Origin of the sequence: Pseudomonas sp. NFACC04-2 (assembly GCF_900119265.1) — a bacterium.
GTDB classification, from domain to species: Bacteria; Pseudomonadota; Gammaproteobacteria; order Pseudomonadales; family Pseudomonadaceae; genus Aquipseudomonas; species Aquipseudomonas fluorescens_AA.
In genome coordinates, this window is record NZ_FPJC01000007.1 from 158,439 (window position 1) to 177,294 (window position 18,856).

General features: G+C 62.0%; 14 protein-coding genes. All 14 read right to left on the reverse strand.

Translation table 11 applies throughout. The annotated features are described in order from the left end of the window. Positions 1–3 precede the first annotated feature (3 nt). Positions 4–534, reverse strand: a complete 531-nt coding sequence (locus BT125_RS12445; protein WP_072407324.1) for a type II secretion system protein N — start codon at positions 532–534, stop codon at positions 4–6. Beyond that, positions 531–1,073 carry a cytochrome b gene (locus BT125_RS12450; protein WP_072407328.1) on the reverse strand — a complete coding sequence of 181 codons (543 nt, stop codon included), beginning with the start codon at positions 1,071–1,073 and terminating at the stop codon, positions 531–533. The genes BT125_RS12445 and BT125_RS12450 overlap by 4 nt, the downstream gene beginning before the upstream one ends. A 67-nt stretch (positions 1,074–1,140) precedes the next feature. Continuing rightward, entirely contained in the window at positions 1,141–2,607 is a 1,467-nt protein-coding gene (gbpA, locus tag BT125_RS12455) for an N-acetylglucosamine-binding protein GbpA (RefSeq protein WP_072407330.1), read from the reverse strand. Between the two features lie 356 nt (positions 2,608–2,963). Beyond that, a complete protein-coding gene (gene hemE / locus BT125_RS12460) occupies positions 2,964–4,031 on the reverse strand; it encodes a uroporphyrinogen decarboxylase (protein ID WP_072407332.1) in 1,068 nt (355 codons plus the stop codon). A gap of 219 nt (positions 4,032–4,250) precedes the next feature. Beyond that, positions 4,251–5,669 carry an FAD-dependent oxidoreductase gene (locus BT125_RS12465; RefSeq protein ID WP_024779900.1) on the reverse strand — a complete coding sequence of 473 codons (1,419 nt, stop codon included), beginning with the start codon at positions 5,667–5,669 and terminating at the stop codon, positions 4,251–4,253. A 33-nt stretch (positions 5,670–5,702) separates the two neighbouring features. Further along, positions 5,703–10,151, reverse strand: coding sequence for a glutamate synthase large subunit (gene gltB / locus BT125_RS12470; protein ID WP_072407334.1), 4,449 nt, complete (start codon positions 10,149–10,151; stop codon positions 5,703–5,705). 350 nt (positions 10,152–10,501) lie between these two features. Further along, positions 10,502–12,085, reverse strand: coding sequence for an AAA family ATPase (locus BT125_RS12480; RefSeq protein WP_072407336.1), 1,584 nt, complete (start codon positions 12,083–12,085; stop codon positions 10,502–10,504). Between the two features lie 10 nt (positions 12,086–12,095). Beyond that, a complete protein-coding gene (gene aroB, locus BT125_RS12485) occupies positions 12,096–13,196 on the reverse strand; it encodes a 3-dehydroquinate synthase (protein ID WP_072407338.1) in 1,101 nt (366 codons plus the stop codon). Between the two features lie 179 nt (positions 13,197–13,375). Then, on the reverse strand, positions 13,376–13,894 hold the full coding sequence (gene aroK / locus BT125_RS12490) for a shikimate kinase AroK (RefSeq protein WP_060739556.1): 519 nt from the start codon (positions 13,892–13,894) through the stop codon (positions 13,376–13,378). Positions 13,895–13,898: 4 nt separating this feature from the next. After that, positions 13,899–16,001 (reverse strand): type IV pilus secretin PilQ, encoded by a 2,103-nt coding sequence (pilQ, locus tag BT125_RS12495; RefSeq protein ID WP_072407340.1) that lies wholly within the window; start codon positions 15,999–16,001, stop codon positions 13,899–13,901. Next, positions 15,998–16,546 (reverse strand): pilus assembly protein PilP, encoded by a 549-nt coding sequence (locus tag BT125_RS12500; RefSeq protein WP_072407342.1) that lies wholly within the window; start codon positions 16,544–16,546, stop codon positions 15,998–16,000. The genes pilQ and BT125_RS12500 overlap by 4 nt, the downstream gene beginning before the upstream one ends. After that, positions 16,543–17,166 carry a type 4a pilus biogenesis protein PilO gene (pilO, locus tag BT125_RS12505; RefSeq protein WP_072407344.1) on the reverse strand — a complete coding sequence of 208 codons (624 nt, stop codon included), beginning with the start codon at positions 17,164–17,166 and terminating at the stop codon, positions 16,543–16,545. Before pilO ends, BT125_RS12500 begins: the two co-directional genes overlap by 4 nt. Then, positions 17,163–17,729: a PilN domain-containing protein gene (locus BT125_RS12510; protein WP_072407346.1), complete on the reverse strand. Its 567-nt coding sequence runs from the start codon at positions 17,727–17,729 to the stop codon at positions 17,163–17,165. Before BT125_RS12510 ends, pilO begins: the two co-directional genes overlap by 4 nt. Next, positions 17,729–18,793: a pilus assembly protein PilM gene (locus BT125_RS12515; protein WP_072407348.1), complete on the reverse strand. Its 1,065-nt coding sequence runs from the start codon at positions 18,791–18,793 to the stop codon at positions 17,729–17,731. The genes BT125_RS12510 and BT125_RS12515 overlap by 1 nt, the downstream gene beginning before the upstream one ends. Positions 18,794–18,856 lie beyond the last annotated feature (63 nt).

Here is an 18,856-nt window from a genome sequence, read left to right on the forward strand (position 1 = left end):
CGATCACTCTGATTGCCCGGCCACCGGGCGTAGGTATTGCGAGGAATGCGGCGCGGCATGGCCCCCGTCTTCGAGGCTCAGCCGGCGCAACAAGGGTTTGGCTGCCGGTTGCAGGGCCAAGCGCTCTTCACGTCCGTTGCGCCACAACGTCACATGGCTGGCCTCGACCCGGCGCAGCACGCTGCCACCCGGCAAACGCTCGCCCACCTGGTAAATACGCGGGCCAGCGGCGTCCGCCAGCAATGCCCGCGACAAACCTTGGCCAGCGACAAAACTGGCTTGCAACGTGATCGGTTCGGCGCTTGGAGCCTGGGCACCTTCGGGCGCCAGGCCGAGCACAGTCGCCACCGCTTGGACGTTGGGCAAGTCGCGATACGGCACCACCGGCGAGGCGTTCACCACCGGCACGTCACGGCCCAATGCCTGGCGAAAACGCCACTCCTGCCCGGCCAGCAATGCCCCGTAGAGCAGCAGCACAAGCACCAGCGCCAGCGTCGGAAAACGGCTGCCTACCCGCAAAGAAAACAGGCTCAACTTTGCGCTCGCGTGAGTGTGATCGCCGGCTTGGCGAAGGACATCCGTCGCACCACCCTGCGCCCGGAAAACTCATGCCAGAGCACCGCGCACAGGTGCAACGCGACAAGCATCGAAAGCACCATGCAAGACAATGCGTGGATCGTGTTGGCCCGTTCGATCAACGCCGGATCAGCCAATGGCTGAGGAAATCGAACGAGGCCGAAGACACTGATGGGGCTTTTCATCATCAGCACGCCGGTCACCAGCACAACGCCGATCACCAGGTAGATCAGCGCGTGCACCGCCAAGGCCAGCCTCTTGTTCAATGAAAGCGCCGTCCCATGGGCCTCCCGTTCACACACGAACAACCAGGTCCGCCATACGAAAAACGGAATGAACAGTGTGGTCAGCGACACATTGAATGACCCGACCCACTGTTGGGTCGAAGCTGACACCGGGTTGAACGCCACATAAAAACCGGACGCCAACGCCCACAGGATAATGACCGCCGACAGCCAGTGCAGCAGCACACGCCGCCTTGAGTAATTGATAGACATCACTGCGTTCTCGTCTGAAGGCCCCAGGCTACCTGTGCGGGTCGCCCGGGGCCGTGCCTGTCAGGACTTACAGCTTGTCCCAGGCGCTTTGCCACGACGCACCGACACCTGGCTCGAAACCGTTCGACGTCGGGGTGTATTGCTTGCAGTAGCCGGACGCTGGGAACGGCTTGCATTCGAAGACTTCGTCAGTCTTGGGCTGCAGCACTTTCGTGCCGGCGGTGTACTCGCTGATGCCATCAGGGAAGATGAAGTCATACTCGATGCCTGCGCCCTCGCCGGTCAGGGTGACCGCCTGGGTCTCCTGGCGAGTGGTGCGGCCGTCTTCGGTAGTCCCCACCAGCGTCAGGGTGTGCGCGCCCGGGGCGCTGCGCACGTCCAGGTTCAGGCCGGTGCTGCCTGCGCCCACGGTCTGGCTGACGACACCCACCTGCTTGTTCTTCTCATCGAACAAAGTGGCTTCCAGATTCATGCTGCGGTTGGTCTGCGCAGTGAACGCCATGCTGACCCGACCTTTATCGAGGACGTACTCTGGCTGCAGGGAAGCAATCTCCATGTTGGCGCCGGCGTCTTCGCGCATGTCCAGTTGCACTTCGTAGCGCGTCACACCGCTTTCTTTCTGGGCATACAGGCTGTTGGCGCCCTTGACTGGCGCGATGTTGCCGTCCTCGTCCCGAACACCGGCCCGAATGAGCGGATAGGCTCTGTTGAGGGCCTCGGCCAGTTTGAACGACCAGTTTTCCGCCTTGCCTTCCTCAGCGTTGTCGATGCTGATTTCCAGGCTGTACTCGGCATTTTCGCCAGTGGCGGAGAATGCCCGGGCCTTGACCTTGTCGCCCACCAGCAGCGTGGTCGATGGCGTAATGCTGCCCACCGCCGACCAGCCGCCCGGCAACGCGGCTTCGGCGAGGATGTTCACATCAATCGGGTTGTAGAACGCGTTGTCGGTGTCGCCCACGGTCCAGACCGCCAGGACGACGTGATGACCCGTCTTGCTGTCGGGAATGACACAGTTGTGCGGGGCACCTCCTACCGGGACTTGATTACCGCCATCCACCGTACAGAACGGCGTGTTGTCGAACGAGGCACGCTTGAGCACTTCGTTCGGGTTCCAACCGTCGCGGGTAATGAAATACTCATGTTTGGTCGCCGGGTGCGCGGCCGAGTATTGCCATTGGAAAGCAATGTTGCGGTCCTTGATTTCAGTCAGGTGCCAGCGCGAAGCCGATTGCGCATCAAGGGCAGAAAACAGGGCGCTGCCGCCGCTGGCGATCTTGCCATCGATAGGGCCTTGCAATGGCCCGCCGCCGGCTCCATTCGGGAAACCCTTGAAGGTTTCGCCGGTACTCTGCGGCTCGTATTGCGCGTCGCCGCAGTTCTGGTTGACACCTTTCTGGCACAACAATGCGCGAGAAGGCGGTACTTCGACGAAACCGTGAGCCAGCACACTTTGGGATGCCGCCATGGCCGACAACAGAACTAGCGAGGACGCACACCCCGTTAATACTTTGCTCTTGTTGAAGTTGTTCTTCATATAAAATTCCAGACTAGTCATCAAAAAATGAAAGACGTATCACCGTCCTCTTGAAAGGTGCGCCAGACCGCTCAGCGCCTGCCCTTGCAAGTGCCCGGAACCTTATAGAAAGTTTAATGTTTCATGTGTAGGACAAATCTCTCAACGCAGAAGGAATGATCTCTGAATCAATTCCCCCTACATAACTTGAGAAACTTCTTACGAATAGAAATAGCTATCTAGAAAAAGACAAATAAACACAAACAAACACGTCAGGCATAACCAACAACTGGGGTTTATGTCGGCTCGTTAAACAAGCGAACAATAAAAAGCCTGTCCGGCACAGGTCCGGACAGGCTGGGTGACAGGGGCCGCAATCAGACGTGAAATTGCGCCGACAACTCATGCACCGCCCGCAGGAAGGCGCCTGCGTGTTCCGGATCGACTTCCGGGGTGATGCCATGTCCAAGGTTGAACACATGACCGCTGCCACTGCCGTAGCTGGCCAGGATGCGTCCGACTTCAGCGCGGATGGCTTCAGGCTTGGCGTAGAGCACGGTCGGGTCCATGTTGCCTTGCAGGGCGACTTTGTGACCGACACGTTCGCGGGCGTTGCCGATGTCGCAGGTCCAATCCAGGCCCAGGGCGTCGGCGCCGGCCTCGGCGATGCTTTCCAGCCACAGGCCGCCGTTCTTGGTGAACAGGATCACCGGGACTTTGCGACCTTCGTGCTCGCGGATCAGGCCGCTGACGATCTTGCGCATGTAGGCCAGGGAAAATTCCTGGTAGGCCGCCGCCGACAAGTTGCCGCCCCAGGTATCGAAGATCTGCACCGCTTGCGCACCGGCGAGGATCTGGCCGTTGAGGTAGGACGTGACCGATTGGGCCAGCTTGTCCAGCAACAGGTGCATGGCTTGCGGGTTGTCGTAAAGCATCGCCTTGGTTTTGCGGAAGTCCTTCGACGAACCGCCTTCGACCATGTAGGTCGCCAGCGTCCAGGGGCTGCCGGAGAAACCGATCAGCGGCACGCGCCCGTTGAGTTCACGACGAATAGTGCTGACCGCGTCCATGACGTAGCCCAGGTCCTTCTGCGGATCGGGAATCGGCAGGGCCTCGATATCGGCCAGGGTGCTGACGACTTTCCTGAAACGCGGGCCTTCGCCGGTCTCGAAGTACAAGCCTTGCCCCATGGCGTCGGGAATGGTGAGGATGTCGGAGAACAGGATCGCCGCGTCCAGCTGTGGATAACGGTCCAGCGGCTGCATCGTGACTTCGCAGGCGAACTGGGGGTTCATGCACAGGCTCATGAAGTCACCGGCCTTGGCGCGGCTGGCGCGGTACTCCGGCAGATAGCGACCGGCCTGGCGCATCATCCAGACGGGGGTGACGTCCACGGGTTGCTTGAGCAGGGCGCGAAGGAAACGGTCGTTCTTCAGGGCAGTCATGTCGGCATCCGGAAAAAAAGTGCGGGCATTTTCTCAGAGCGCGACGCAAAAGGCACGGCAAGAGCCGTGCCTTTTATCTATCGGGGCAATTTGTCGCGGTTGAAATGATCGTTCCTACGCTCTGCGTGGGAATACCTCAAGGGACGCTCCGCGTTCCAGGGGGACGCAGAGCGTCCCGAGCTGCATTCCCACGCAGAGCGTGGGAACGATCAACAGCGGTCAGACTTGCAGGTAATCCAGAATCCCTTCCGCCGCATTGCGGCCTTCGAAGATCGCCGTCACCACCAGGTCGGAACCCCGGACCATGTCGCCACCGGCGAAGATCTTCGGATTGCTGGTCTGGTGCTTGTACTGGCCCTGCTCCGGGGCCACGACGCGGCCCTGGCTGTCGGTCTGGATACTGAACTGCTCGAACCAGGGGGCCGGGCTCGGGCGAAAGCCGAAGGCGATGACCACGGCGTCGGCCGGGATGATCTCTTCGGAACCGGGGATCGGCTCGGGGCTGCGACGACCGCGGGCGTCCGGTTCGCCGAGACGGGTCTCGACCACCTTCACGCCTTCGACCTTGTCTTCACCGACAATGGCGATCGGCTGGCGGTTGTAAAGGAATTTCACGCCTTCTTCCTTGGCGTTCTTCACCTCTTTGCGCGAACCGGGCATGTTCGCTTCGTCGCGACGATAGGCGCAGGTCACCGACTTGGCGCCCTGGCGAATCGACGTGCGGTTGCAGTCCATCGCCGTGTCGCCACCGCCGAGCACCACGACCTTCTTGCCTTTCATGTCGACGAAATCTTCCGGCGACTTTTCAAAGCCCAGGTTGCGGTTGACATTGGCGATCAGGAAGTCGAGTGCGTCGTAGACGCCCGGCAGGTCCTCACCGGCAAAGCCACCCTTCATGTAGGTGTAGGTGCCCATGCCCATGAAGACCGCATCGTATTCCTCGAGCAGTTGCTCCATGGTCACGTCCCGGCCCACCTCGGTGTTCAGGCGGAACTCGATGCCCATGCCGGTGAAGACTTCGCGACGATTGCTCAGCACGGTCTTTTCCAGCTTGAACTCGGGGATGCCAAAAGTAAGCAGGCCGCCGATTTCCGGGTTCTTGTCGAACACCACCGGGGTCACTCCACCGCGCACCAGCACGTCGGCACAGCCCAGGCCCGCCGGGCCGGCACCGATGATCGCCACGCGCTTGCCGGTCGGTTTGACCTTGGACATGTCCGGGCGCCAGCCCATGGCGAACGCGGTGTCGGTGATGTATTTCTCCACCGAACCGATGGTCACCGCGCCAAAACCGTCGTTGAGGGTGCAGGCACCTTCACACAGGCGATCCTGCGGGCACACCCGGCCGCAGACTTCCGGCAGGGTGTTGGTCTGGTGGGACAGCTCGGCGGCCTGGAGGATGTTGCCCTCGGCCACCAGTTTCAGCCAGTTGGGAATGAAGTTGTGCACCGGGCACTTCCATTCGCAATACGGGTTACCGCACCCCAGGCAGCGGTGGGCCTGGTCGGCCGACTGCTGGGGTTTGAAAGGCTCGTAGATTTCCACGAACTCTTTCTTGCGTTGACGCAACAGTTTCTTCTTCGGATCCTTGCGCCCGACATCGATGAACTGGAAGTCGTTATTCAGACGTTCAGCCATTGTTAAAACCTCATCAAACTCTTCAGGCGCATATCACTGCGGGTTGGCACGAGTGCTGGAAAGCAACGATTTCAGGTTGGCAGCCTTGGGCTTGACCAGCCAGAAACGGCGCAAGTAGTCGTCGAGGTTTTCGGCGAGTTCACGCCCCCACTCGCTGTCGGTTTCCGCGACGTACTCGTTCAGCACGTTTTGCAGGTGGCTGCGATAGGCTTCCATCGCCTCGCCGCTGATCCGCTGGATTTCCACCAGTTCGTGGTTGACCCGATCAACGAAGGTGTTGTCCTGGTCGAGCACATAGGCGAAACCGCCGGTCATGCCAGAGCCGAAGTTATAACCGGTCTTGCCCAGCACGCAGACAAAACCACCGGTCATGTACTCGCAGCAGTGATCGCCGGTGCCTTCCACCACGGTGTGGGCCCCGGAGTTACGCACGGCGAAACGCTCGCCCGCGGTGCCGGCGGCGAACAGCTTGCCGCCCGTAGCGCCATAAAGGCAGGTGTTGCCGATGATGGCACTGTCCTGGGTCTTGTAGACGCTGCCCTTGGGCGGAACGATGACCAGCTTGCCGCCGGTCATGCCCTTGCCCACGTAGTCGTTGGCATCGCCTTCCAGGTACATGTTCAGGCCGCCGGCGTTCCAGACGCCGAAGCTCTGGCCTGCGGTGCCCTTGAAGCGGAAGGTGATCGGTGCCTTGGCCATGCCCTGGTTGCCGTGCTTGCGGGCGATCTCGCCGGATATCCGCGCGCCGATGGAGCGGTCGCAGTTGCAGATATCCAGGTCGAACTCGGCACCGCTCAGGTCGTTGATCGCCGCGGCGGCCATGTCGACCATCCTCTCGGCCAGCTCGCCCTTGTCGAATGGCGGGTTACGGTCGACCTGGCAGAACTGTGGCTTGTCCGCCGGGATGAGATCGCTGCCCAGCAACGGGGTCAGGTCCAGGTGCTGCTGCTTGGCGGTCTGGCCCTCGATCACTTCCAGCAGGTCGGTGCGGCCGATCAGCTCTTCAAGCGAACGAACGCCCAGCTTGGCCAGCCACTCACGGGTCTCTTCGGCCACGTAGGTGAAGAAATTCACCACCATGTCGACGGTACCGATGTAGTGGTCCTTGCGCAGCTTGTCGTTCTGGGTCGCAACGCCGGTGGCGCAGTTGTTCAGGTGGCAGATGCGCAGGTACTTGCAGCCCAGGGCGATCATCGGCGCGGTGCCGAAGCCGAAGCTCTCGGCACCGAGGATGGCCGCCTTGATCACGTCCAGGCCGGTTTTCAGGCCTCCGTCGGTTTGCACCCGGACCTTGCCGCGCAAATCGTTGCCGCGCAGGGTCTGGTGAGTTTCGGCCAGGCCCAGTTCCCACGGCGCGCCGGCGTACTTGATCGAGGTCAGCGGCGATGCGCCGGTGCCGCCGTCGTAGCCGGAGATGGTGATCAGGTCGGCATAGGCCTTGGCCACACCGGCGGCAATGGTGCCGACGCCGGCTTCCGCCACCAGCTTCACCGAGACCAGCGCCTTGGGGTTCACCTGCTTGAGGTCGAAGATCAGTTGCGACAAGTCTTCGATCGAATAGATGTCGTGGTGCGGCGGTGGCGAGATCAGGGTCACGCCGGGGACCGCATAACGCAGCTTGGCGATCAAGCCGTTGACCTTGCCACCGGGCAACTGACCGCCCTCGCCGGGCTTGGCGCCTTGGGCAACCTTGATCTGCAGCACTTCAGCGTTGACCAGGTACTCCGGCGTCACACCGAAGCGGCCGGTGGCTACCTGCTTGATTTTCGAACTCTTGATGGTGCCGTAGCGCGCCGGGTCTTCGCCGCCTTCGCCGGAGTTGGAACGCGCACCGAGGCGGTTCATGGCCTCGGCCAGGGCTTCGTGGGCTTCCGGGGACAAGGCGCCCAGGGAAATACCGGCCGAATCGAAGCGCTTGAGCACCGATTCCAGCGGTTCCACTTCACTGATGTCCAGCGGCGTGTCGAGGGTCTTGACCTTGAGCAGGTCGCGGATCATCGACACCGGACGGTTGTCCACCAGCGAGGTGTATTCCTTGAACTTGCTGTAGTCGCCCTGCTGCACGGCCGCTTGCAGGGTGTTGACCACGTCGGGGTTGTAGGCGTGGTATTCGCCACCGTGGACGAACTTCAGCAGGCCGCCCTGCTGGATCGGCTTGCGCGGGCTCCAGGCTTCGGCGGCCAGGGCTTTCTGTTCGGCTTCGATATCGACGAAACGCGCACCTTTGATGCGGCTCGGCACGCCACGGAAGCTCAGCTCGCAGACTTCCTCGGACAGGCCGATGGCCTCGAACAGTTGCGCGCCACGGTACGAGGCGATGGTCGAGATGCCCATCTTCGACAGGATCTTGAGCAAGCCCTTGGTGATGCCCTTGCGGTAGTTCTTGAACACCTCGTAGAGGTCGCCCAGGACTTCACCGGTGCGGATCAGGTCGCCCAGCACTTCATAGGCCAGGAACGGATACACCGCCGAAGCACCGAAGCCGATCAACACCGCGAAGTGATGCGGATCGCGGGCGGTGGCGGTTTCCACCAGGATGTTGGAGTCGCAGCGCAGGCCTTTTTCGGTAAGGCGATGGTGCACCGCACCGGTGGCCAGCGAGGCGTGGATCGGCAGCTTGCCCGGGGCGATGTGACGGTCGCTGAGGACGATCTGGGTACGCCCGGCGCGCGCGGCTTCTTCAGCCTGATCGGCCACGTTGCGGATCGCCGCTTCCAGGCCGACGCTTTCGTCGTAGTTCAGGTCGATGACCTGGCGTGCGAAGCCTGGACGGTCGAGGTTGGTCAGCGAGCGCCACTTGGCCGGGGAAATGACCGGCGAGCTGAGGATCACCCGCGAGGCGTGTTCCGGCGACTCCTGGAAAATATTGCGCTCGGCACCCAGGCAGATTTCCAGGGACATCACGATCGCTTCGCGCAGCGGGTCGATCGGTGGGTTGGTCACCTGGGCGAACTGCTGGCGGAAGTAGTCGTACGGCGTGCGCACGCGTTGCGACAGCACGGCCATCGGCGTGTCGTCGCCCATGGAGCCGACCGCTTCGTAGCCCTGCTCGCCCAGCGGGCGCAGGACCTGGTCACGCTCCTCGAACGTCACCTGGTACATCTTCATGTACTGCTTGAGCTGGTCGACGTCATAGAAAGCCGAGCCGTGGTCGTTGTCTTCCATGGTCGCCTGGATGCGCAGGGCATTCTTGCGCAGCCATTGCTTGTACGGATGACGGGACTTGAGGCGGTTGTCGATGGCGTCGGTGTCGAGGATCTGACCGGTCTCGGTGTCCACGGCAAAGATCTGGCCCGGGCCTACGCGGCCCTTGGCGATGACGTCTTCGGGCTGGTAGTTCCAGACGCCGATTTCCGACGCCAGGGTGATGAACCCGTTGCTGGTGGTGACCCAGCGCGCCGGACGCAGACCGTTACGGTCCAGCAGGCAAACGGCGTAGCGACCGTCGGTCATGACGATACCGGCCGGGCCGTCCCACGGCTCCATGTGCATGGAGTTGTATTCGTAGAAGGCCCGCAGGTCCGGGTCCATGGTCTCGACGTTCTGCCACGCCGGCGGCACCAGCATGCGCACGCCGCGGAACAGGTCGATGCCACCGGTCACCATCAGCTCCAGCATGTTGTCCATGCTTGAGGAGTCCGAACCCACGCGGTTGACCAGCGGGCCGAGCTCTTCGAGGTCCGGCATCAGGTCGTTGGCGAACTTGGTGCGACGGGCCACGGCCCAGTTACGGTTGCCGGTGATGGTGTTGATCTCGCCGTTGTGGGCGAGGAACCGGAATGGCTGGGCCAGCGGCCATTTCGGCAGGGTGTTGGTGGAGAAGCGCTGGTGGAACACGCAGATCGCGGTTTTCAGGCGCTCGTCGCTCAGGTCCGGATAGAAGGCGGTGAGGTCCGCCGGCATCATCAGGCCTTTGTAGATAATGGTCTTGTGGGAAAAGCTGCAGATGTAGTGATCGGTGTCGGCGGCATTGGCCACGGACGAACGACGACGGGAGCTGAACAGCTTGATCGACATCTCCTGGTCGCTCAGGCCATCACCAGCAATGAACACCTGTTCGATCTGCGGCAGACGCTCGAGCGCCAGACGACCGAGGACGCTGGTGTCGATCGGCACTTTGCGCCAGCCGACCAGCTGCAGGCCGGCGGCCAGGATCTCGCGATTCATGTTTTCGCGAGCCGCCTCCGCCTTCACCGGGTCCTGGTTGAAGAACACCATGCCCACGGCGTACTGCTTGGGCAGGGTCACGCCGAACGTTTCCTGGGCTACGGCACGCAGGAACTCGTCGGGCTTTTGAATTAGCAAGCCACAACCGTCGCCGGTCTTGCCGTCGGCGTTGATCCCACCGCGGTGGGTCATGCAGGTCAGGGCCTCAATGGCCGTTTGCAAAAGGGTATGGCTGGGCTCGCCCTGCATATGAGCTATCAGGCCGAAACCGCAGTTATCCTTGAATTCATCTGGTTGGTACAGACCTGCTTTCATAGACACTTTCTCACCAGGCTGCCTCTAATCGAGGCAAATTTCTTTTCAATTCAACCGGTTGCATGCCGCGCCGAACGTACGCCAGCTTTGCGGGGGCAAAAGGGAGGTCATTGTACACACCGACACAGGGGCTCACAAATTTGACGACGAACTGTCGCAAATCCATGTCGCATTTGTGAAAGGTTTAAAGCTATATGCTGTGCTAGTCAAAACTTTTTTGGGTTTGACCGCTACGACTCAAACGCTACTGTGACGCAGACACCACAAGGCGCGCGGCCTGAAAGGTCGCCCGCCCTTGCGGAAATTTTGAGGTTGCCGGGAGAGGCGGCCTGGGTAAGGCCGCCGAATCTTCAGCGAGTTGCTGCCAGTTCCTGTTGGACGCTGGCGACAGTGCGAGGCCAAGGTTTACCAGCCTGAACCTTCGCTGGCAAGGCCTTGATGGCGGAAACAGCCGCATCACGGTTGGCAAAGCTGCCGTAGGTGATGACATACAGCGGCTTGCCGTTGAGCACTTTCTTGAAATAACGGTACTCGCCACCCTGCTCCTTGACGAAGTTCTGCGCCGCGGCTTCGGAACTGGTGCCGAGGATCTGCACCACATAGTTGCCCGGCGCCTGGCCGGCGTACCAGCTACCGCCCGCGGCCTTGGCTGGGGCAGCAGCAGGCTTGGCCGCCGGTGCTGCTGGCGCCACTGGCTTGGCCGCAGGCGCCGGAACCGGTGCCGGCTTGGCGGTGGCCACTTGGGTCGGCGCCGGAGTCGGCTTGGCGGTCGGGGCAGGCGTTGGCGCCGCGCCGGCCGGCACGCCCACAGGCGGTGCGGTGGTGGTCACAGTCGGCGGCGTGTCGCTGCTGTCGTCGATCGGTGGCGCTGCGCCGTCGTCGCCTTCGGTGATACCGCCGGCCGCTTCGGCCAGCGGGCCGCGCATGACCGGCTGCGACTGGCCGACCAGCGGCAGCGGCATCGGCTGGGTGTTACCGGCGAATTCCACGGCCGGCGCGCCGCCGTTGGGTTGCGGCGTACCTTGGCCGAGGGGCAGTTGCGCCTGTTCGTTGGCAGGGGCCCCCGTGGCAGGTGCCTTGGTGCGACCCGGCATAAGCCAGGCGGCGGCAACCGCGACCACGACGACGGCGGAAATTGCCAATACGTGTTTCTTCGGCATGTTGAACCCCATACTTGGACGCTTCACCGCTGAGCGGCTGGCAATCATGACTTCGATCAGAGCATCGCGGGCAACCTGATTGATGTTGCCAGGCCAGCCGTCGGAGCTTTCGTGAATCTCAGAGATCTGATCGGCGGTGAAAAGTTCGATACCCCGGCCCGCGCCCTCAAGACGCTGGGCCAGGTATTCACGGGTTTCTTCCTCGGTGTAGGGCGCCAGCTCGATGACGTGGAAGCGCTCTTCCTCGAGGTTCAACTGGTCCAGGTCGGCGATCAGCGACGACTCGCCGAACAGGAACACGTGAGGCCTGCCCTCCGGCGCACCGGCCGCCAAGGCCAGCAGGGCTTCGAGGGCCGATTCGTCGAGTTGCTCGGCATCGTCCACCAGCAGATAAACTTCCTGTCCGGTCAGCGCCAGTTGCACGATCTGATCGAGGATTGCACCGATTTCGGCCTGTTCGACGTTCAGCGCCTGGGCCACCTGACGCAGTACACCGGCGGCATCGCCGGCACCGCGGGCCGACACCACCACGCTTTGCACCGACTGTTTGTTGGTGCTGGCCACCAGGGCCTGGCGCAGCAAGGTCTTGCCACTGCCTTGAGGACCGGTGACCACCAGTAGCAACTGACTGTAGCGGGCCAGGTGATGCAACTGGCCCAGCACGGGTTTGCGCTGGGCAGGGAAGAATTTGAAGCCTGGGACCCGCGGAGCGAAAGGGTCATGACTCAACTGGAAATGGCCGAGGAAAGCCTCGTCGGCATGCAAACTAGTCATCGGAATCTTATTAACCTTTAAGCTGAGCCAGGGCGCGGTAGTCCGCTCCCAGCGTGGCCTGTAGAACTTCTTTCGGATAATCGTCGGTCACCACCGCTTCGCCCATGTGGCGCAGCAGCACCAGACGCAGACGACCGTCGATCACTTTTTTGTCGATTGCCATGTGTTCAAGAAAATCCGCCTCGGTCATTTCTTCAGGCGGAACCACCGGCAGCCCGGCGCGCTGGAACAGACGAATACCGCGATCGCGCTCCTGTTCGCTGATCCAGCCCAGGCGCGCAGACATCTCCAGGGCCATGACCGTACCGGCCGCAACGGCCTCGCCATGCAGCCAGACACCATAGCCCATGTGGGTTTCGATGGCATGGCCAAAGGTGTGGCCCAGGTTGAGCGTGGCACGCACTCCCGATTCACGCTCATCGGCCCCCACCACGGCGGCCTTGGCGGCGCAGGAGCGTTCGATGGCGTAGGTCAGGGCCGTTTGATCCAGCGCACGCAGGCGGTCTACGTTCTCTTCGAGCCAGCCCAGGAACGGTTCGTCGCAGATCAGCCCGTACTTGATGACTTCCGCCAGCCCTGCGGACAGTTCGCGGGCCGGCAGGGTATTGAGGGTGGCTGTGTCGATCAGCACCACGTTGGGCTGATAAAACGCACCGACCATGTTCTTGCCCAGCGGATGGTTGATCCCGGTCTTGCCACCCACCGACGAGTCGACCTGGGACAACAGCGTGGTGGGGATCTGGATGAAGTCGACGCCGCGCTGATAACAAGCGGCGGCAAAACCGGCCATATCGCCGATCACGCCACCGCCCAGGGCAACCACCGTGGTGCGGCGATCATGCCGTGCGGTCAGCAGGCCGTCGAAAATGAGTTGCAGGGTTTCCCAGTTCTTGAAGGCTTCGCCGTCGGGCAACACCACAGAAATGACCGAGAAAGCCGACAGGTTGCGGGTCAGACGTTCCAGATACAGAGGCGCGACGGTTTCATTGGAAATGATCGCCACTTGCCGCCCGGCGATATGCGGCGCCAGCAGTTCGGGCTGGTCCAGCAAGCCTTCGCCAATATGAATCGGGTAGCTGCGCTCGCCCAGGTCGACCTTAAGTGTCTGCATGTGTCCCCACAGTGAAGATGGAATCAGGCGTCCTGCCTGCAATTAACGAAAGTGCCCAACGGGGATAAATCCCCTCGCCACAGGTCTCAGTGCTTGCCATGACACCATGGGATGGCCATCCGCCACGCTCCAGGCGGGCCATGACGGGACGTCGAGGATAGCGCATTTCGCCAGGCGCATTAACGGGGCGGCAGTTGCTGCAGGCGATCGAGAATGTCCAGCACCACCATCCGTGGCGGCCGCTCGTCGGTTTCCACCACCAGGTCGGCGATCTCCCGATACAGCGGGTCACGCAGCTCCAGCAAGTCCCGCAGGGTCTTGGCCGGGTCGGCGGTGCGCAACAGCGGCCGGTTGCGATCCCGAGCGGTGCGGCCGACCTGCTGCTCGACAGAGGCGTGCAGATAGACCACTCGTCCGCCGGCATGCAGCGCCCGACGATTGGCTTCGCGCATCACCGCGCCGCCGCCGGTGGCCAACACCACACCCTCGAACGCGCACAGCTCGGCGATCATCGCCTGCTCACGGTCACGAAAGCCCGGCTCGCCTTCCTTATCGAAGATCCATGGGATATTGGCACCCGTGCGCAATTCAATTTCCTTGTCGGAATCTTTGAACGGCAGGCGCAGCTCTTTGGCCAGCAAACGGCCGATGGTGCTTTTTCCAGCGCCCATCGGCCCAACAAGAATCAAATTTCGCACAGAATCAACGACTCACAGCAATCGCCTGGTTATTCATGATACGCGGAGTGAGGAACACCAGCAGCTCGGATTTTTTCTCCGAAACCACATCACGCCGGAAAAGGCGGCCAAGATACGGCACATCGCCAAGAAATGGCACCTTATCTACGACCTTGCTCTGAGTATTTGAGAAAACTCCGCCAATCACAATGGTCTCGCCATCATTGACCAGGACCTTGGCGTTGACTTCGTTTTTCTTGATCGGTGGCACTTCCTGCACCTTGTTCAGGTAGTCCGGCTCATCCTTGGTGACCTTGACCTCCATGATGATGCGGTTGTCCGGGGTAATCTGCGGGGTCACCTCCAGCGACAGCGAGGCCTCCTTGAACGACACCGAGGTGGCACCGCTGGAGCTGGCTTCCTGGTAAGGGATTTCCGTACCCTTGAGGATCTTTGCCGTCTCCTTGTCGGACGTCACCACCTTGGGCTGGGAGACGATTTCGCCGTTGCCGGTCTTCTCCATGGCCGTCAGCTCGAGGTCCAGCAAGACGTTGTCGGTGATGAACGCAATGCCGATCCCCGAAGTATTGCCCGAGGCACCCAGGTCGACGAACGGCTGGTTGGTACCGGTACTGCCCGGCGTGCCGATGGTGGTGGAGGTGCCAGTGGTCACCCCCGAGGAGTTCCAGTTGCCCTTGTTCTGGATCGACCCTCCCCAGCGCACGCCCAGGCTTTTGTCGTAGTCGACGTTGGCCTCGACAATCCGCGCCTCGATCATCACCTGGCGCACCGGAATATCCAGCTGCGCCACAATCCGGCGCAGTTCGTCGAGCCGGTCCTGGGTCTGGTAGGCAATGATGTTGTTGGTTCGCTCATCTACCGTGATCGTGCCGCGCTCGTCGGCTTTCGCCTCGGCACTGGTCACCGACTGGAACAGCTTGGCGATGTCCGCCGCCTTCGCATAGTTGACCTGCAGCAGCTCACGCCGCAACGGCGCCAGGTCGGCGATCTGCTTCTGAGACTCCAGTTCCTGGCGTTCGCGCGCGGCGATTTCATCGGCCGGGGCCACCAGCAGTACGTTACCGACCTTGCGCTTGTCCAGGCCCTTGGTCTTGAGCACCAGGTCCAGCGCCTGGTCCCAAGGCACATTCTGCAACCGCAGGGTGATGCCGCCCTGCACCGTGTCGCTGGCCACCAGATTCAGGTTGGTGAAATCGGCAATCAGTTGCAGGACCGAACGTACTTCGATGTCCTGGAAATTGAGCGAGAGCTTCTCGCCGCTGTAGGCCGCGCGGTCGGCATTGCGTTTTTGCAGGTCGTCGACGGTCATGGGCCGGACGCTGACGGTGAGCTTGTTGTCGGTCTGGTAGGTCGAGTAGTCGAAGGTCCCGCTGGGCTCGATGCTGATGGTCGCCCGGTCGCTGCCGGCGCTGGCATTGACGAATTGCACCGGGGTGGCGAAGTCCTTGACGTCCAGGCGCACCCGCAGTGGCTCGGGCAATTGGGTCCTGGCGAAATTGAGGATGATCTTGCCTTCGCGCTCCTGGATGTCCGGGGCGATGGACGGATCGGACAAATCGATCACCACATTGCCTTCGCCCTGAGTCCCCCGCTGGAAATCCACCCCACGAATCGCCTTGCCCACCGGCGCACTGGCCCTCGCGGGCGCAGCGCTGGCCAGCGCCGGGCGCGGCGCCTGGGCGGCGCTCCTTGGAACATCACTCTTAGCAGCCGTGTTCTTCGCAGCGGCGCCCTTGCCAACCACCACGAACAGGCTGTTGCCTTCGACCCGCGTCTCGTACGGCGCCAGCTGGGTCAAGCCGATGATCAACCGGGTGCGATCGCCTGCCTCGACCACGGTGGCGCTACGCGCATTGCCCCCGCCCAGGTCGCGGCGCTTGCTGGCCAGTTGATTGGTCACGCCTGGCAGGTCCAGGGCAATCCGGGCCGGTTGTTCGGTGGTATAGCCCCGGGGGGTCGGCGGCGGCCCGTCGAAGGAGAGCTTCAACTCGACGCGGTCGCCCGGCAACGCCGCGACATCCAGCGTCTTTAGACTGGCCGCATGAACCATCGGCGACAACAGCGCTATCCATAGCGAAATACCGAAGGCTGACAAAAACCTGTTCATTGTTGGGGTTCCACTATTGAGTGCTCTTTCAAAGGAATGGTCCGAGGTCGTTCCAGCCAGGCACCCTCGCCATCGGGAACGATTTCGATCACATCGACCTGGGTGGCGCTGATGGCGAAGATTCGCCCGTCGTTGCGTCCCAGATAGTCACCGACTTTGAGCCGATGCACCCCGCCCGCGCCCCGCAGGAGCGCGAAGGAGCCACCGGCGTTGGAGATCGTACCGACCATTTCAAACTGCTCGATGTTGAAGCCTTCCAGGTACTGCTTGACCCGGTTGGGGTCGGGCCGGACGTTGTGCGAGCCGCGCTGCCGGTCGGCCTGGTCCACGCGGACCTGCCGGGAAAACGGGCTGCGCAGGTTCGCGGCGCTGTAGGTAAAGGTCTCATAGGGTCTGAACGTCGGCGTCGGCTCGATCTTGCCGGGCGGACGCAGGCGCACTTCGTTCATGTAAGCGTCCAGGTCGCTGAAACCGTTGTCGTTGTTGCACCCCGCCAGCGCGACCAGGCCTGCCAGCAGGCAGAGGCGCCACACCAGCGGCCTCATGGCTGCGCCTCCTGCTCGTTGTAGCGATAGGTTTTGGCCTGGATGCTCATGCGCAGCTTCGTGCCTGCCTCGGGCTCCATCGGGGCGATTTCGAAATCGTGCAGCGTGACGATCCGGGGCAGTCCGGCCACTCCACTGACGAATGTCGCCAGGTCGTGGTAGTCGCCGGTCACGGTAATCTGGATCGGCAGCTCGATATAGAACGGTTGGGTGACTTCCGGCAGCAGCTTGATTTCCTCGAACTCCAGGCCACTGCCCAGGCCGGTGCGAGTAATGTCTTCCAGCAGGCCCGGCACCTCGGTGTCACTGGGTAATTGCCGCAACAGTACACCGAAAGACGTTTCCATCTGCTTCATCTGCTCGGTGTAGCGTTCCAGGTTCGCGGCCATGTGGGCCTTGCCCGCGAATTGTGCCTTGAGGGTATTCTCTTCCTCGCGCACCTGCTGCAACTGGTTTTCCAGGTCGCTCAAGGCAAAGTTATAGCCCAGCCCCAACACCAGGGCCACCAGCAGGATGCCGGACAGCCATTTGATGGGCGCCGGCCAGGAACCGATGTTGTTGGTGTCCAGGTCACTGATGTCGATCTTGCGCAGCGCGTCGAACCACTCCCCAGGTTTCATTGAACGTCCTCCACTTCGGCCGGGCGGGTCTGGCGAACCGTCAGCTGGAAAACGTTGGCCTGGTCGAGCTGACCGGCGGTTGTGGCCTTGACCTCCGTCAGACTGGGCGCATCGAACAGGTCCGACGAGTCCAGGTTGCGCATCAGGTCCGAGACCCGGTTGTTCGACTCCGCGGCCCCCTTGATGAAAAGCGTCCGGTCCTCCATCTTCACTTCGGTGAAATACACCCCGTCCGGCAAAGTCCTCACCAACTGGTCGAAGATGCGCCCGCTGACCGGTCGATTCCCTTGCAAGTCCTGGATGATGCGCATGCGCTCCAGCAATTGCTGGCGACGGGCTTTCAATTCGCTGATCTGCTCGATGCGTTCGTCCAGCACGGCGATCTGCTCGGAGAGGTGGCTATTGCGAGCGACCTGGTAGTCGATGGCGCTGTCGATGTAGCGGACGGCGACCAGGACCACGCCGACCGCCCCGACCAGCGCCGCTACCAAGGCCAGCAGAAAGCGCTTGCGCCGCTCTTCGCGCAGCTCTTCGCGCCAGGGAAGCAGGTTGATCCGCGCCATCAGTCGAAACTCCTGAGGGCCAGCCCACAGGCAATCATCAGTGCCGGTGCATCACTGGCCAGGGCACCGGCATTGACCTTGCTGCTCAGGGCCATGTTGGTAAACGGGTTGGCCACCTGGGTCGGCGTGCCCAGGCGCTGCTCGATCAGCCGATCCAGGCCAGCGACCGAAGCCGTGCCCCCGGCCAGCAGAATGTGGTCCACTGCGCTGTACTGGCCCGAGGCGAAGAAGAATTGCAGAGACCGCGAGACCTGCTGCACCAGGGCCTCGCGAAAAGGTTGCAGTACTTCGCCGAGATAATCGTCCGGCAACCCACCCTGCTTCTTTGCCAGGCCGGCCTGCTCAGGTGTCAGGCCGTAACGGCGCTGGATCTCCTCGGTCAACTGGCGGCCGCCGAACAACTGTTCGCGGGTATAGATGATGCGCCCGTTGTGCAACACGCTGAGGGTGGTCATGGTGGCGCCAATGTCGATGACCGCCACCGTCAGCCGCTCCTGGGACGCGGTCAATTGCATGGCGAGCAGGCCAAACGCTCGCTCCAGCGCATAAGCCTCCACATCGACCACCCGGGCTGTCAGCCCGGCGAGCGCCAACGCGGCCTCGCGAACCTCGACGTTTTCCTTGCGACAGGCCGCCAGCAGCACTTCGACACGCTCGGCGCTGCGCGGCGAAACGCCCACTACCTCGAAATCAATGGCCACCTCATCCAGCGGATAGGGAATGTACTGATCGGCTTCGATCTTGAGCTGGTTCTCCATGTCATCGTCGGACAGCCCTGCGTCCATCTCGATGATCTTGGTGATCACCGCCGACCCCGCCACGGCCACCGCCACGCTGCGCAAGGGCGTCTTGGCCTTGGCCAACAGCCGTGACAACGCCTGGCCCACCCCTTCGAGCTCGGCGATGTTCTTCTCGATCACGGCGTTGGCCGGCAACGGTTCGACCGCGTAGGACTCGACGCGGTATCGTTCGCCCTGGCGACTCAACTCGAGCAGCTTCACCGACGTCGAACTGATGTCGATCCCCAGAAGCGCATGGGCTTTTTTATTGAAGAGTCGTAGCACTACCAATTCCCTATGACTATCCGTGAGTTACGGACTCTCTAATATGCATTGCGTTCAATCACG